This is a genomic window from Gracilibacillus sp. HCP3S3_G5_2, assembly GCF_052063305.1.
Classification (GTDB): domain Bacteria; phylum Bacillota; class Bacilli; order Bacillales; family Amphibacillaceae; genus Gracilibacillus.
On sequence record NZ_JBQHXU010000005.1, the window covers coordinates 184663 to 199214 of the forward strand.

Annotated in this window: 15 protein-coding genes and 1 riboswitch; of the genes, 2 read left to right on the forward strand and 13 right to left on the reverse strand. The window is 34.3% G+C overall.

What is annotated here, in order from left to right; all coding sequences use genetic code 11:
* Window positions 1–114: 114 nt before the first annotated feature.
* The 13 genes from ACTNEP_RS09665 to ACTNEP_RS09725 form a co-directional block, all read right to left on the reverse strand.
* Complete coding sequence (locus ACTNEP_RS09665) at window positions 115–1005, reverse strand: glycosyltransferase family 2 protein (protein ID WP_441161704.1); 891 nt, start codon at window positions 1003–1005, stop codon at window positions 115–117.
* Window positions 1005–2270 carry a hypothetical protein gene (locus ACTNEP_RS09670; protein WP_441161705.1) on the reverse strand — a complete coding sequence of 422 codons (1266 nt, stop codon included), beginning with the start codon at window positions 2268–2270 and terminating at the stop codon, window positions 1005–1007. Before ACTNEP_RS09670 ends, ACTNEP_RS09665 begins: the two co-directional genes overlap by 1 nt.
* Before the next feature lie 18 nt (window positions 2271–2288).
* Window positions 2289–3119 (reverse strand): glycosyltransferase, encoded by an 831-nt coding sequence (locus ACTNEP_RS09675; protein ID WP_441161706.1) that lies wholly within the window; start codon window positions 3117–3119, stop codon window positions 2289–2291.
* The gene (locus ACTNEP_RS09680) at window positions 3116–3976 is read right to left on the reverse strand and encodes an NAD-dependent epimerase/dehydratase family protein (protein WP_441161707.1); all 861 of its coding nucleotides are present in this window, start codon (window positions 3974–3976) and stop codon (window positions 3116–3118) included. The genes ACTNEP_RS09675 and ACTNEP_RS09680 overlap by 4 nt, the downstream gene beginning before the upstream one ends.
* Window positions 3973–4599, reverse strand: a complete 627-nt coding sequence (locus ACTNEP_RS09685) for a sugar transferase (RefSeq protein WP_441161708.1) — start codon at window positions 4597–4599, stop codon at window positions 3973–3975. The genes ACTNEP_RS09680 and ACTNEP_RS09685 overlap by 4 nt, the downstream gene beginning before the upstream one ends.
* Window positions 4600–4708: 109 nt before the next feature.
* Window positions 4709–6538 carry a polysaccharide biosynthesis protein gene (locus tag ACTNEP_RS09690; RefSeq protein WP_441161709.1) on the reverse strand — a complete coding sequence of 610 codons (1830 nt, stop codon included), beginning with the start codon at window positions 6536–6538 and terminating at the stop codon, window positions 4709–4711.
* A 26-nt stretch (window positions 6539–6564) separates the two neighbouring features.
* On the reverse strand, window positions 6565–7446 hold the full coding sequence (gene galU, locus ACTNEP_RS09695; RefSeq protein ID WP_441161710.1) for a UTP--glucose-1-phosphate uridylyltransferase GalU: 882 nt from the start codon (window positions 7444–7446) through the stop codon (window positions 6565–6567).
* Between the two features lie 73 nt (window positions 7447–7519).
* On the reverse strand, window positions 7520–8287 hold the full coding sequence (locus ACTNEP_RS09700; protein ID WP_441161823.1) for a tyrosine-protein phosphatase: 768 nt from the start codon (window positions 8285–8287) through the stop codon (window positions 7520–7522).
* Window positions 8288–8438: 151 nt separating this feature from the next.
* On the reverse strand, window positions 8439–9200 hold the full coding sequence (locus ACTNEP_RS09705; protein ID WP_441161711.1) for a CpsB/CapC family capsule biosynthesis tyrosine phosphatase: 762 nt from the start codon (window positions 9198–9200) through the stop codon (window positions 8439–8441).
* Window positions 9201–9396: 196 nt separating this feature from the next.
* The gene (locus ACTNEP_RS09710) at window positions 9397–10089 is read right to left on the reverse strand and encodes a CpsD/CapB family tyrosine-protein kinase (protein ID WP_441161712.1); all 693 of its coding nucleotides are present in this window, start codon (window positions 10087–10089) and stop codon (window positions 9397–9399) included.
* Window positions 10064–10828: a YveK family protein gene (locus tag ACTNEP_RS09715; protein WP_441161713.1), complete on the reverse strand. Its 765-nt coding sequence runs from the start codon at window positions 10826–10828 to the stop codon at window positions 10064–10066. The genes ACTNEP_RS09710 and ACTNEP_RS09715 overlap by 26 nt, the downstream gene beginning before the upstream one ends.
* Before the next feature lie 189 nt (window positions 10829–11017).
* Complete coding sequence (locus ACTNEP_RS09720; RefSeq protein ID WP_441161714.1) at window positions 11018–11647, reverse strand: response regulator transcription factor; 630 nt, start codon at window positions 11645–11647, stop codon at window positions 11018–11020.
* Between the two features lie 101 nt (window positions 11648–11748).
* A riboswitch (cyclic di-GMP riboswitch) is annotated at window positions 11749–11848 on the reverse strand.
* A 503-nt stretch (window positions 11849–12351) separates the two neighbouring features.
* On the reverse strand, window positions 12352–12924 hold the full coding sequence (locus ACTNEP_RS09725) for a nitroreductase family protein (protein ID WP_441161715.1): 573 nt from the start codon (window positions 12922–12924) through the stop codon (window positions 12352–12354).
* Between the two features lie 120 nt (window positions 12925–13044).
* Here ACTNEP_RS09725 and ACTNEP_RS09730 point away from each other — a divergent pair, with 120 nt between their 5' ends.
* Both ACTNEP_RS09730 and ACTNEP_RS09735 read left to right on the forward strand, forming a co-directional pair.
* Window positions 13045–13203: a hypothetical protein gene (locus tag ACTNEP_RS09730; RefSeq protein ID WP_441161717.1), complete on the forward strand. Its 159-nt coding sequence runs from the start codon at window positions 13045–13047 to the stop codon at window positions 13201–13203.
* 92 nt (window positions 13204–13295) lie between these two features.
* The gene (locus tag ACTNEP_RS09735) at window positions 13296–14552 is read left to right on the forward strand and encodes a helix-turn-helix domain-containing protein (protein WP_441161718.1); all 1257 of its coding nucleotides are present in this window, start codon (window positions 13296–13298) and stop codon (window positions 14550–14552) included.

The window sequence follows — 14552 nt, forward strand, 5'->3', positions numbered from 1 at the left end:
TTATTATGACTTTCTGCTAACAAGAAATATATAAATACAACTTATGCTAAAACTACTTTTATATTTAAATAAACTTTAATCTTTAATATTATTTTTCCAATTAGTTATACAATATTAATTTTTATTTTTTCTCCTTCCAAGAAGCCTTTTAAAGACATCATAGTATGCTGTTGGATTAAATCCTATCTTTAATAAGTATCTTATTGATAGTAAAAATCTTTTTTCTTTAATTAAGAGAAATATAATTTCAAAATAATGTCCAGAATAGATTCTCTTTTGCGTTTTGTTATCATATAAATTAAAGTGATGTTCCATTTTTTTTAAAAAATGTTCTTTAATTTTAATCATTTTGATTGAATTAGGCCTGTTTCCCCCTTCATCTATATGAATCTTAACGTCATACTCTGACAAAACTTGCATCTTATTGACTTTTAAAAAATCCAAGAACAGCTGTAAATCTTGATGTCTTATGAATGATTCATCAAAATATCCACTTTTATCTAGAGCCTCTTTACGAAATAAAACGGTTGAAGTCAAAATAGAAACAGAACGATTTAGAACTTTTAAGTGAAGATCTTTAGTTGTGTAATGTGGAGCTTTTCGTATTGGATTCCCGTTATCATAATAAGTGTACAAACAAGAAACAGCACCGTATTCATTACTTTCTTTCAATATCATCACTTGTTTCTCTATTTTAGTTACCAACCATTCATCATCATCATCCAAGAATGCAATAAATTCACCTTTTGATGCTCTTATTCCTACATTCCTAGCAGCCGCTCCATTTATATGTTTATCCTGTTGTATATACCTTACACGTTTATCGGTAATTGTGCTTAATTTTTTCTGAACTATTTTACTATAATCATCATTTGGTTCATTATCATCTACAACAATTACTTCCAAATTTTTATAAGTTTGTTCCAAAACACTATTAATAGCTCTTAATAGAGTATCGTTTCTCTTATAGGTAGGAATTATACAAGATACTAGACCATTAATCATTATTTAACCTCTCTACTATTATTTTTCTCTTTAATCTCTATAACATACAAGCCTCGTTTCCCTTCAAAAACTGAATCAATACATACCATAGTACTTTTTCTATTCCACCTCGGATGCAAATCGCATCTTACATCATTATCGTATTTAAAGGGAGCAAAAACTTTTGCAATTGTTTTAATAGTGTTATCTTTAATTAAGAAGACATTTGAAATTCTCGCTCTGTTAGGATAGGTATCAGTTACTGCACTACTTCCATCCGGTGAATAGCTTGGATGTCCGTCCATCGTTAATTGAGACCACACTCTTTTATATTCATCTGTTCTATCTTTCATCAAATAATAACTATTACCTTTGGAATTCTTATGAGCATAAGCAATTATTTCATTATCATTTTTCCAGTAACAATGAGACGTCATATTATCATCATTCAAATTAAACATTTCTGAACCATCACTATTTACAGTAACTAAACGAGTATATTTACTTGAGCCATTAATCCATCTATGGAGAACCATAAATCGATTACCAGATGGATTTAGCATTATATGATTAACCTTATGTTCTGCATTTTTCATTTCAGGTCTAGATTCGAAATTTGCAAAATCTGAATAATTCAACAAAGGCTGAACGACTCCACTATTTAAGTCCACATGCCAAATACAAGGCTTGTTAGGGCACTTTTGGCTTTTATATGAATCTGGTAAATTAGAATACCCATAACCTGGTCTTAAACGGTGTAATCTTGAAAAATCAAGTGAAAGTGCAAAATCTCCATTGCTTGCAACACTATAAATTGGCATTGGTATAATTTTTTCTTGATTTGTACTAATGTTTAATATTACTGAACAATACTCACCATTACGAAAATCGTTATAAATAATTTTTTCCTTATAATCAGGACCTAACCACTGCAGCATACAACCTTGTTGCACGTTCCATGTATGTGTTTTTCCCAATACTTTATAGGAATTATTATCATGAGTATCAAATAAAACTATTTCCGCTGGTTCTTTTGGTGCTACAGATAAATAAGTGTTCTTTGTTCTTAAGCAAAGCATATATCTATCCGTAGCATCCCATGGAGATTTATCATAGTAGCCAAAAAAATATTCCATTCCATCATCTGGAGATATACGTTCGATATCTCCCTCATATTTAATTTTTGGTGAAATTATGTAAGATGCAAGTTGATAAGATCTTTTAACAGCTTTTTTTATAACAGGGAATTTATTTAAAGCATCATTTACTTTAGATTCAATACTCATATTCACTTCAACCTTTTCTTATGCTTTTTTTCTTAATAGTTTATCTGATATTACTTCAAGTACCCAAATTGGAGAAACAAAAATAATTATTTGACTAGTAGCCACAACCAAGAAGTCTAACAATGTAGAATATCCTTTTTTCTTAAAACTATAGATCATTTCCATATAACTTCTGCATTTTTCCCAGCTTTTTCGTCTTTTGAGATTATCTCTGTTTGCTCGGAATAACAATAAAGACTTATTAATATTTTTTCCTTTGCATCCATTATTTAACATCCTTACAAATAAGTCCAAATCTTGATTTCTTCTATAATTTTTATAACCACCTAAACGAAGCACTTCCGTTTTTTTATACATAACAGTAGGATGATTAAAAGGGTTTCTTCTACGCGAGAAAGACATAATCTCTTCACTTGTCAATGGAACTACTCTTGAAGAAATTATGTTGTCAGGCTCATCATAAAATTCATCAATATGCGAACCGAGAATCACTAATTCTGGATCTTTATTAAATTCATTGACCTGCAATTCACACCTATTTAACAAAGATATATCATCCGTATCCATTCTAGCTATAAGTTCATTTCTACTAACTTTTAATCCTTCATTTAAAGCTAATCCAAGACCTTTATTTTCTTCTAAGGCAACTATACTAAAAATGCTAGGATATGATGATTTATATGAACTAATTAATTCCTCCAAATCAAATGTTAAAGGTCCATCCTTTACAATAATTATTTCATTTGGCTTTAGTGTTTGGCTCAACATACTTTCAATGCTTAATTTTAAATATTCTGGTTTCTCTTTATAATAGACTGACATCAGCACACTATAATTATTGTAACTCATTTTTCTTTCTCCATCTGTTCTGTTTTTCTAATAGATTCTTCAAAGGAGACTATATTATATTCTTGCATGTCTGGTGACATTTTTTTTTCATACTTTAAGTCTCCAAATACTTTTTTCACTACGTTAACCTTAATGCTCTTAATTAAGAAATTTATAAATTTTACTTTGATCAGTTTTCGATTATGTATTTTAGAAATTAATTCGACCATCTTTGTGGTATTGACATAATTAGTATTTTGCGGATGAAAAATACCTTCATCTTTATTGCCTATCACCCTAGTAATAAACTCTGATAAATTATCAACGAATATCATACTACGTTCATTTTTAATATCTGGAAAAAATAATGATATTTTAGCTATCTTGGACAATTTACTATAATTCCCCACACAGTTAGGCCCATATATCATCGGAGGACGTATGATTGAAATAGAAAAGTCTTTATTTTTCATTTTCATTAGAATTTTTTCTGACTGCAATTTAGAATTTCCGTAAGCATTAACTGGTTTCTCATTAGTATCTTCAGCAATTACTCCTTCTACTAATCCAAAAACACTCATAGAACTTAAATATATGAAGTGTTTGACACCTTCTCTTTTCGCTTTAGAAGCTACATCATTCGTTAAATCTCTATTGACTTTAAAATATAATTCTCTATTTTGTGGGGTTTCTTTTATATGAGCTATCCCAGCAACATGCAACACAACGTCATAAATGGAAAAGTCAGCACTTTTCCACTCTTCTGTTCGCAAACTTATTTTATCAATTTGAAACTCTTCAGGATAATGTTCTGTTACCCAGTTCTCGAAGGAATTTCCTACGTAACTATTCTTCCCTGTAATTAATACCCGTTTCATTTTGAGGCTGACTCCTTCTGCTCATACTTTTCCGAACCTGTTCCACCTTCTACAACGCCATCTCTTTTTAATACACTGACAAAAGTGCCAACAAAGCACTTCAAGTCAAACAATGGCCCAATTCGCTCTATGTATTCACCGTCAAGTTTCGCCTTAATATCAATTGACAGCTCATCTCGTCCATTAATTTGCGCCCATCCTGTTAATCCAGGTAATACATCATTTGCTCCATACTTATCACGTTCTTCGATTAAATCATATTGATTCCATAACGCTGGACGTGGTCCGATGATTGCCATTTGACCTGCTATTATATTTAATATTTGTGGCAGTTCATCTAAACTAGTCTTTCTAAGAAATTTACCTACTCTCGTAATATATGTATCTGGATCACCTAATAAGTGAGTAGGTGTATCCTTTGGTGTGTCAATTCTCATCGTTCTGAATTTCAATATATGGAAATGCGTTTTATTAATACCTACACGCTTTTGCTTAAATAAAACAGGTCCTTTGGAATCTAGTTTAATAGCGATGATTAAAATCAAAAAAACAGGTGATAAAATAATTAATCCTATTAGTGCTAACAGAAAGTCAATTATTCTTTTTACCTTTAAATAAAACACCTTTATCACCTCTGCCAGTACTTTTTTGTGCACTTCATATTACAGATTATTATCATCTTGTACCATATCCTTCAAACAAGAGTCATAGTAATACAAGACTTGATCAACATTACGTAACTGCTCCAACTTTCTTCTGTGCATCAAGATAGACAATATCCATTAGCTGTTCCTTCAACCCTTCTTTCGTATATGTAGAGAAGCCTTGAATCAGCGTTAATACTTGCTCAAACTCTACATCGACTGTTTTACCAACATAAATCTTCTCATAAACGGCATTTGGATGTATTTCATCTTCACCAAGCAGTTCTTCATACATCTTCTCTCCAGGACGTATTCCACTGAATTCAATTGGAATCTCTTCTTCCGTATATCCTGATAGTTTAATAAGATTTCTCGCTAAATCTACTATTTTTACAGGTTCCCCCATATCTAAGACAAATATTTCTCCACCTTTTGCTAATGTCCCAGCTTGGATAACTAATCTGGACGCTTCGGGAATGGTCATAAAATAACGAGTCATATCTGGATGTGTGACAGTAACGGGTCCCCCCTTTTCAATTTGCTTCTTAAACAGTGGAATAACACTACCTCGACTGCCAAGCACATTACCAAAGCGAACTGCCACAAATTTTGTTTTGCTTCGGCTTGCTAAGTTTTGCACAACCATTTCTGCAATTCGTTTCGTTGCACCCATCACATTTGTAGGGTTAACGGCTTTATCTGTAGAAACCAAGACAAACGTATGAGTGCCAAATGCATCAGCCGCCTCTGCTACATTCTTCGTTCCAATAATATTATTCTTTACTGCTTCATGTGGGTTATATTCCATTAGTGGTACATGTTTATGTGCTGCTGCATGATAGATTATTCTTGGGGTATGTTCTTGCACAATTTCAAAGATGCGTTTACGATCTTGTACATCTGCGATAATTGGTACAATTTCGATATCATCTTGCTGATATTTTTGACGAAGTTCCATATCAATGGAATAGATACTAAATTCACCATGTCCAATCAATAAGATTTTCGATGGGGTAAATTGCATTAATTGTCTACAAATCTCTGATCCTATTGAACCGCCTGCACCAGTGACCATTACCGTATTGCCTGTTACATACTCTGCTATCGAGTTTATATCTAATTCAACTGGGTCACGTCCCAATACATCCTCGACATCGACATTTTTCAATGAGCTTACGGATACTTTACCTGAGACAATATCCTCTATTTTTGGCACCATCTGCACTTTTACATTCGTACTGTTACAAATCGCAACTAGTTCTGATAGTGTACCATTTGTTAAAGATGGAATAGCAATCACAATATGGTCAATCTCTAATTTTATTACTAACTCGGGAATATCCTCTGTGCTCCCGGCAACTGGCAAGTCATAGAGCTGCATTTTGTGTTTTGCCATATCATCATCTGCAAATGCAACTGGTAAAAGATCTGTATGCTGCTGTTCATTCTTTAGTTGTCTCGCAATCATTGCTCCCGCAGCACCGGCACCTACAATTAATGTGCGCTTGCGATTTTTCTTATCTTGCATATATTGATCACGGTATACTCTCCAAACAAATCGTGAACCACCTATTAAAATAATATGTAATAACCAAGTTACAATAAGTGCTCTTCTATAAATCACGAAATCATTGACTAAAAATTGGACGATCCCTGTTGCGACGATTGTGAAAGTGATTGCTTTCACAATCGCGATCAACTCCCCAATACTCGCATAAGCCCATACCTTATTGTAGAGCTTATATAAAAATGCGAATAAATGGTGAAACAGAAATAAGGCAATCATGGAAATCACCATTGTTTCTGGCTTCATGTATGGAGTGCCAGGGTAAACAATCCATGAAGCGATAAAAATCGCTGTACTGACAATCAAAGAATCTAATAATATTAATAAGAAAATTCGTTGTTTATAACCCATTGGGTCATCCCTTCCATCGAACTTATTTATTGATTTACTTTGCTTTCTACTGCCAATTGGTTAATAATTTTTTGTACTTCCTCACCTATTTCTTCATTTTCCAGAGCAAATTCTATCGTTGTTTTGATGAAACCTAGCTTTTCTCCTACATCATAACGTTTCCCCGCAAAGTCATAGGCAAATACACTTTGTGATTCATTTAATCGCTGAATCGCATCCGTCAATTGAATTTCGCCACCAGCCCCTACTTCTTTCTGCTCTAAATATTTAAAAATAGTTGGGGATAATACGTAACGTCCCATTATTGCTAAGTTGGATGGAGCTGTTCCTGGTTCCGGCTTTTCGACAAATTTATTGACAGAGTAGTTTTTACCGTGCTGTTCTTTCGGATCCACAATGCCATAACGATGCGTCTCATGATCAGGAACCTGTTGTACACCGATAATAGAGCCACCTGTACTCTCATACTCATCTATTAATTGCTTCAAGCAAGGAGTTTCCGCTTGTACAATATCATCACCAAGTAAAACCGCAAATGGTTCATCCCCAATAAATTTACGTGCGCACCACACAGCGTGTCCTAATCCTAACGGTTCTTTCTGTCGTATATAATGAATATCTACTTCTGCTGGTTGTTTTGTTTTTTCTAACAATTCGAATTTACCTTTTTTTAATAAGTTATCTTCTAATTCAAAGTTATGATCAAAGTGATCTTCGATGGCACGTTTACCTTTACCAGTTACAATAATAATATCTTCAATCCCTGATTCAATTGCTTCTTCTACGATATATTGAATTGTTGGTTTATCCACAATTGGTAGAATTTCTTTCGGCATTGCCTTTGTTGCAGGTAAAAATCTAGTCCCCAGTCCTGCTGCTGGAATTATCGCTTTTCTTACTTTTTTCATAATAATTACAATCCTCCAATAATTTATAAGATTATATTTAAAGCATATTTCACTAACAAGAAATTACTTGCCACTAGAACATTCCCATTATCTTCTTCCGTTTGATTTTCTCTGGGACATCTCCTACTACATGATCGCCATTGACTAAGTATTGCGCATTTTCCATATACCAATAGAGCACGGAGGAACCAAACTTATCTTTCACCAGTGCATGCGCATCCTGCATAACAAAACCTCTACTCGTTATATTATGTGCATCAGAGGCGATAAAATGCGTTAAATTTGCTTCGATCAATTGCAGGCTGAATTTCTTGATTTTTTTACCAAACTTTCCAGCGATACTTGCTGCGGTAACCTGTGTTAACGTCCCGTTACTTACTAAATCATATAATATGTCAGGATTTTCGATTAACTCTTTATTCCGCTCTGGATGTACAATAATTGGTTTGATCCCTTTCAACTGTAAATCAAACATTAATTGTTTTGTGTAACGTGGAACATGATTGGATGGAAGCTCCACGAATAAATATCCACTTGTTTCATTAAGAGGGAGCAGTTGCCCATTTTCTAAATCCGTTAACATCTCCCCGTTTATTCGTGTTTCCTGACCTGGCAGAATCGTAAGCGGAATATCTTCCTCTTGTAGTCTATCATTTAATTGATCTACCGCTATTAATATATCATCCTTATAGTTATCATAACTACCATTCATGTGATGTGGTGTGGCAATAATCGTGTTAATCCCTTGTGAAACAGCATTTTTCGCCATTTGCACACTATCTTCTGCATGCTTTGCACCATCATCTACTCCAGGTAATATATGACAATGAATATCAATCATTACATCCATCGTCCTTTCTCTATTATATGTATTCCTCTACCTCAGGAAGCCACCTTAAAGTATAGCAGTAAACAAGCCAAAATAAAACAAACAAAGGAAGAAGAAACTCTTTCAGAAATCTTAATATTATGAAAATTCAGTTTAACTATGCTTATAAGATCCCTAATATTCTCTTCTTCTTCATTCGCGTTGGTTCTTCGCCTTGTACCATTCTATTATCCAAGAGTAAATGCATGTTGTCTTGTAGTACATACCACTTATTAAAAGGTATGTGCTGCTTCAGACGCTTCCATGCAGCATCTAAGTAATAATCCTTTGCTTCTGAGGTATCTGAACCGATGAAATGGACGAGGTTATTTTTCGCAAATTGTTGTGTGAGCTTTTGTAGTTTTTTCCCTTTTTTCCCTGTTATACTTTTTGCACTAACCTGCACTAGCACACCATTCTTCACCATACTGTATAGGTTATCAGGATCTTCCTGGATTGCCACATTTTTTTCAGGATGAACTAATATAGGCTTATATCCTTTAAGTAGTAGATCATAGCATAGCTGTTTCGTATATTCTGGAATATGATCATACATTAATTCGATAAAGACATATTCAGGGTCCGTACCATAAGTTATGTAGCTGCCATTCTCTAGCTTCTGTTCCAGATCTCCATGAATCCGAATCATATGCCCCGGAATAATCTCAACCTTTGTATTTTGTTCGATTAGCTGTTGATTAATTTTTTCAACGAGATTAGTAATGGTATCTTTACGGCTTTCTTGTTGTCCTTGTATGTATCTTGGTGTAGCAATAATTTTATTGACTCCTGCCTTTTCTGCTTCCTTCGCTATTGCGATCGACGAGGTGATGTTCGCTACACTTTCTTGATTAATTGGAAGTATATATGGATTAATATCCAACATAAGCACCATCCTTTCTCGTTACTACGCATATAGTTCAAGACCTAAGTCCTGTTCTTTGTAAAGAATACCATATTCCACATTGTTTGGAAAGTAATAACATTTTATGTCCATACTATATATGTTAGTATAGCTTGCTTATTTTATGGGGGATCATTCAAAAAAACCTTTCGACTTTAATTGTCGAAAGGTTTTCACTTTAACTACCGTAATAATAATAGTGACCTTTTTTCTGTTCCCGGTCATTCAGTACAACACCTAGCAATTTGGCGTTACCAACCTCTAGCAGTTCTTTCGCCTTGGTCGCTGCATCATACTCTGTTTGGTTGCTACGTACAACCATTACTGCTCCATCGCAAATATTAGCTAGTATCTGCGCATCAGTTACCGCTAGTACAGGCGGTGTGTCAAACAGCACTAAATCATACTCATCACTGGCATTGGAAATAAGATTTTCCATTGCTTTGGATCCTAACAGTTCAGATGGATTCGGAGGGATCGGACCACAAGATAATAAATCCAATCCTGCTATATCGCTATTTGTAATAGAGTCATGCAATTCCGCTTCCCCTACCAGCACACTGCTTAATCCTTTACGATTATCCACTCGGAATGTGTAGTGCAATGTTGGCTTACGCATATCCGCGTCAATTAGTAACACTTTCTTTCCTTGTTGAGCAAATACGATCGCTAGGTTCGCTGTTGTCGATGATTTTCCTTCTGATGGGCCAGAAGATGTCACCAGCATCGTTTTCAATTCTCCATCTACCGAAGAAAATTGTAAGTTTGTTCGAATCGTTTTATATTGCTCGGAAATAGGAGAACGCGGGTTCATCTTTGTAATTAAGTGTCTTACATTCTTTAGGTTAGACTGTTTTTTTCGTTTGACCACTTACGCTCCCCCTCTCTCTTTTCTTATTGATGGAAACTGGCTTTCCCATCGACATCATATCTTTTTCATCAATATGGGATACGACACCAAGAATAGGTAACGCTAATTTATCTTCGACATCTTGTTCTGTTTTAATTGTATTGTCTAAGTATTCAAGTAAGAACGCTAAACCTACCCCAATCATCGCACCAAGCACTATAGCGATTGCAATATTAAGCATTGGTTTAGGATTAACAGGTGTTGGATTAGCAGGCACTTCTGCTGCAGATAGGATGTTTACATTGTTGACATTCATTAACTCCGGTAAATCCTCACGGAATATTTCTACTGTTGTATTGGCAATTTCGGCTGCCACTGCTGGATCATAGTCTGTCGCTGTTAAGGTAACAACCTGTGAATTTTCAGAATTGGATAATGATAATTTTCCACTTAATGCTCCTGTTGAAATCGTTAAGTTCATTTCATCTACTACTTGTTCTAATATCCGGTTACTTGTAATAATATCGTTATATGTATTGATAATCTCTACGTTGGAACGTATTTGGTTCAGGTCGACATTATTCGTCTCATTCGTATCTTGGTTTACAATAAATTGAGTACTAGATTGATAGGTTGGTGTTAAAACAAAGAAACTAACAATAGCACTTATAGCTGCTGCACCAACAATTAATACTATAATGAGTAATATACGCTTTTTCAGGACTTCAAAAATCTCTTTCAAAGATATCGTTTCTTCCATTTTGTAACCTCCGCATATAGTCTATCAGATGATTTTTGTCGATTATTTTCACTAGGATCACACCACATAATCGAAATTATAACATAAACTTTTTTTATTTGTCATAACTATCTGATGATTTCTTGAAATTTTTTCTAGTATTGGATATAAAAAAAAGCCTGTGCATTCTCTTGCACAGGCTTTCTCTCGCTATGAAACACGGAACCATTGGTTTTTTAACGCAGTGATTACGGCATTCGTTCGATCTGGCACTTCTAATTTTCTCAAGATCGAGCTGATATGATTTTTAACGGTTTTATCAGTAATATATAATTTCTCACTAATTCGATGGTTACTATAACCCTTTGTTAAGAGCTCCATTACTTCCCATTCTCGGTTAGTGAACACCCCTACTGGTCGTCTTTCTTTACGGCTGTGAATTTCACGGTAATCTCCTAACAAAACCGCTGAAAGCTCTTCATGAATATAATGCTGTCCAGTAAGAATCTTCTTTATCGCATGAATAAGTTCTTCTTTTTCCATTCCATTATAGAAATAACCATGGAGATCCATTTTAAAAAGCTCTGTTAACGCTGGGTGAGAGGTATCCTCTGTCCAGACAATAATTTTCTTGTTGTTTTCCATGTATGTCTCAATTAAATTCATCGTATTTTCATTCGTGTCAATATCAATGATGAGTAGGTCAATAATATAGTCTCGGAGTTTGCCTTGCTGCTTTGGTTCTACTGCAATAACATCATATGATTTAAACTCATTAGAAAGGACCCCTTCTAAACCTTGTCGATAGATAGAAGCTTCTTTCACTATCGCTATACGCATTGATATTTCCTCCTGTTTTCTTTTTTAATATAATAAAAAGGCTATTTCTCCTTATCAAGTACAGAAATAGCCTAAAACAACATACATATAAGTTAAGTATTTTAGGTAACCAGGCTGCCATAGGTAATATGATTCATGTATACTACCCTTAGACCCTAGGCTTTGCGTCCCGTTTTTTCAAGCGGTTTGCCTTTTTCTTACTATTTTACTCTGTAGTTTATACTACATCTTTCCTATCTCTTTTTCAACAAAAAGGAATAAAAGTATACAAAAATAATCCGAAAGTTATATTAATTGGTAATAATATGGTAGTTTTGAGAGTCTATTTGTTTATATTATTTTGTATATTTTTGTCGAACAAAAGGTGTTACTGTCTTTTCTTGGAGGTGGCTAATTTTTAGGTACATATAACCTGTTTTTTTGTCAAAATAGACGCTAGCAAATGAAGGCCAGAGTAGTTTTTAAATTAATTAGTTTAACTTATGGGCTAATATGTAGGAAGGAAGACTTCAGTATCAAATACTCTTGCGTTTAATAATTAGACAAATCTTTGAACAGGGATAAACGATTACCCAACACCACAGGATGCATCATTAATCTGTATGGATCGATCAGACCAGATGGAACAAATCTTGTTCCTCCATGTGCCGAGGGACTTATCTAGCCAACAACGATCTCATAAAAAAAAAGAACCTGATCTACTTTCAGGCTCTAAACTCTCCTTCCATCACCGTTTCAGTCAGTGGACGACGATTGGAAGGTAATTCGCGTTCTTGGAATTTTTCATCTAATTTATCTTTTTCATCCTGGTAACCAATTGCTATAACGGCATGAATAGCAAATTGTTCCGGAATGTTTAGTACTTCACGAGCTTTATCCTTATGGAATCCGCCCATTGCATGCGTTATGAGACCGTTCTTCATCGCCTGTAATGATAAATATCCCCAAGCTGCTCCAGTATCAAAGCAATGTGATCCACCTGCTTCTGTGTCTGAAATTACTAATGCGAATGCAGGTACCTTACTACACCATGCGAGGTTTCCGTCCATAATAAAAGAATGAAATTTCTTGCGGTCTTCCTCCGTTCTCGCAATTATAAACCGCCACGGCTGTTTATTCATAGCAGATGGAGCCCAGCGAGATGCTTCCAAAACACTCATCAATGTTTCCTCATCAACCTCTTGTTCTGAAAAAGAACGAGGTGACCAGCGGTTTAAGAACATATCATCAATTGGATAATCTGCTCTACGATAATCGTTTATATTTATATTTCTCATCCATCATTCCCCCTTCACCCACACATTATATGCCATTTTAGGAAATAACTCAAAAATCACGATTCTAGGCGAATGTCATACGCTATAGTAATGAAACCATCCAAAAAGGGGAAGCAATCCATGAAACAATTCTTACATTTTAGTTTCGTCATGATCATTGGCTTTATTCTATTTATTATTTTCTTACTATCTGTTATACCGATGATCGGGTTAAAAACATTTGTTATTGTGGTGATTCTGTTGATTATTGGCTTTACCATCGAAGGTTTCTGTAAATAATTTAACTTTTTTTGGTATTTTTATGGATTATTTATGATAATATAGTATTATAGACTTTAGTACTATATTTATAAGGAAGTGGTGTGGTTCCCATGTATGATAAAGGAAAGCTAATCCGTAAATACAGGAAAGAGCTTAACTGGACACAGGAAAAACTGGCAAGGAAAGTTAATACTAGTGTATCGACAATTAGCAAAATTGAATCAGGAAAATACCAACCGTCAGCAGAACTAATGTTAAAAATCCAAAAAGTTCTCCAAATCAAGGAATTGATCCATCAGGAATATCATCCACTCTTTTCCCAGTTAACCTCTTGGCAACAAAGTATCACCCAAAGAAATTATGCTGAAGCAAATAAATACTACAACGAGCTTAAAAAATTCCCTATTACTTATTATTATGACCAGAAAGGGTTACTCTCATTATGTAATTTTTTACATGCTCTAATTGTCGAACGCACAGATCTAGCATCTAACTATTTAGAAAAAATACAGAAATATGCTGAAGTACTTTCCCCTGCGAGCAACTATCCCTACATAAAAGCGATTGGTTTTTATTACTTGTTATTAGATCATTTAAGTGATGCACTTCGTTACTTCCGTGATGCGACGAACATCAATCCTGAAATGTTAGAAAGAGATGGAGAAATTCACCTGTACTATGCCTATGCTTATGAGAAAATTGGTAACAATTTAGATTCCGTTTTCCATGGCTTTACTGCTCTAACAATATTCCAATCAACCTTCAATCAGCCAAATACTTTACTGTCTCGACTCATTTTAATTAAAAACGCGATAGACAGCCAGAATAAACCAATTGCTAAAATTATTCAAGAGCTACACAGTATTCTGACAAATTATACGAGTATACACAAGAATTATATTTACTATGTATTAAGTATAGCTTATCTACAAAACAAGGATTACAATAACGCTTTAAGATATTGTAAGAACGCGATGAACAATGAAAAAATACCGATGAAAAAGGCTAAATATATCTTTTTTATCGCATATATATATGCTTTACTTCAAAATCCACAGATGTCTCTAAACTATATAGAAGGTGCTAAAAAAATGAAAAAAGGGAAAAAATATGAGTATTCTTTTTATCTGTTAAAAGGAATTATCCAACAAGTACACGGTAATGAAGATTACCGTCGTAAAATCACGGATGAAATTATCCCTTATTTCGAGCTGACCGGAAACCTCCTTGAAAAGAATTATTGCCATGCGATTCTCGGGAATGTCTTTTATGAGAAGAAGTCATACAAAGCTGCTGCCAATCATTTTTATATTAATCCTGGTAATTTCTACATCAAGGAATTATTGGCAAAGTATCCGCAAAAGTAA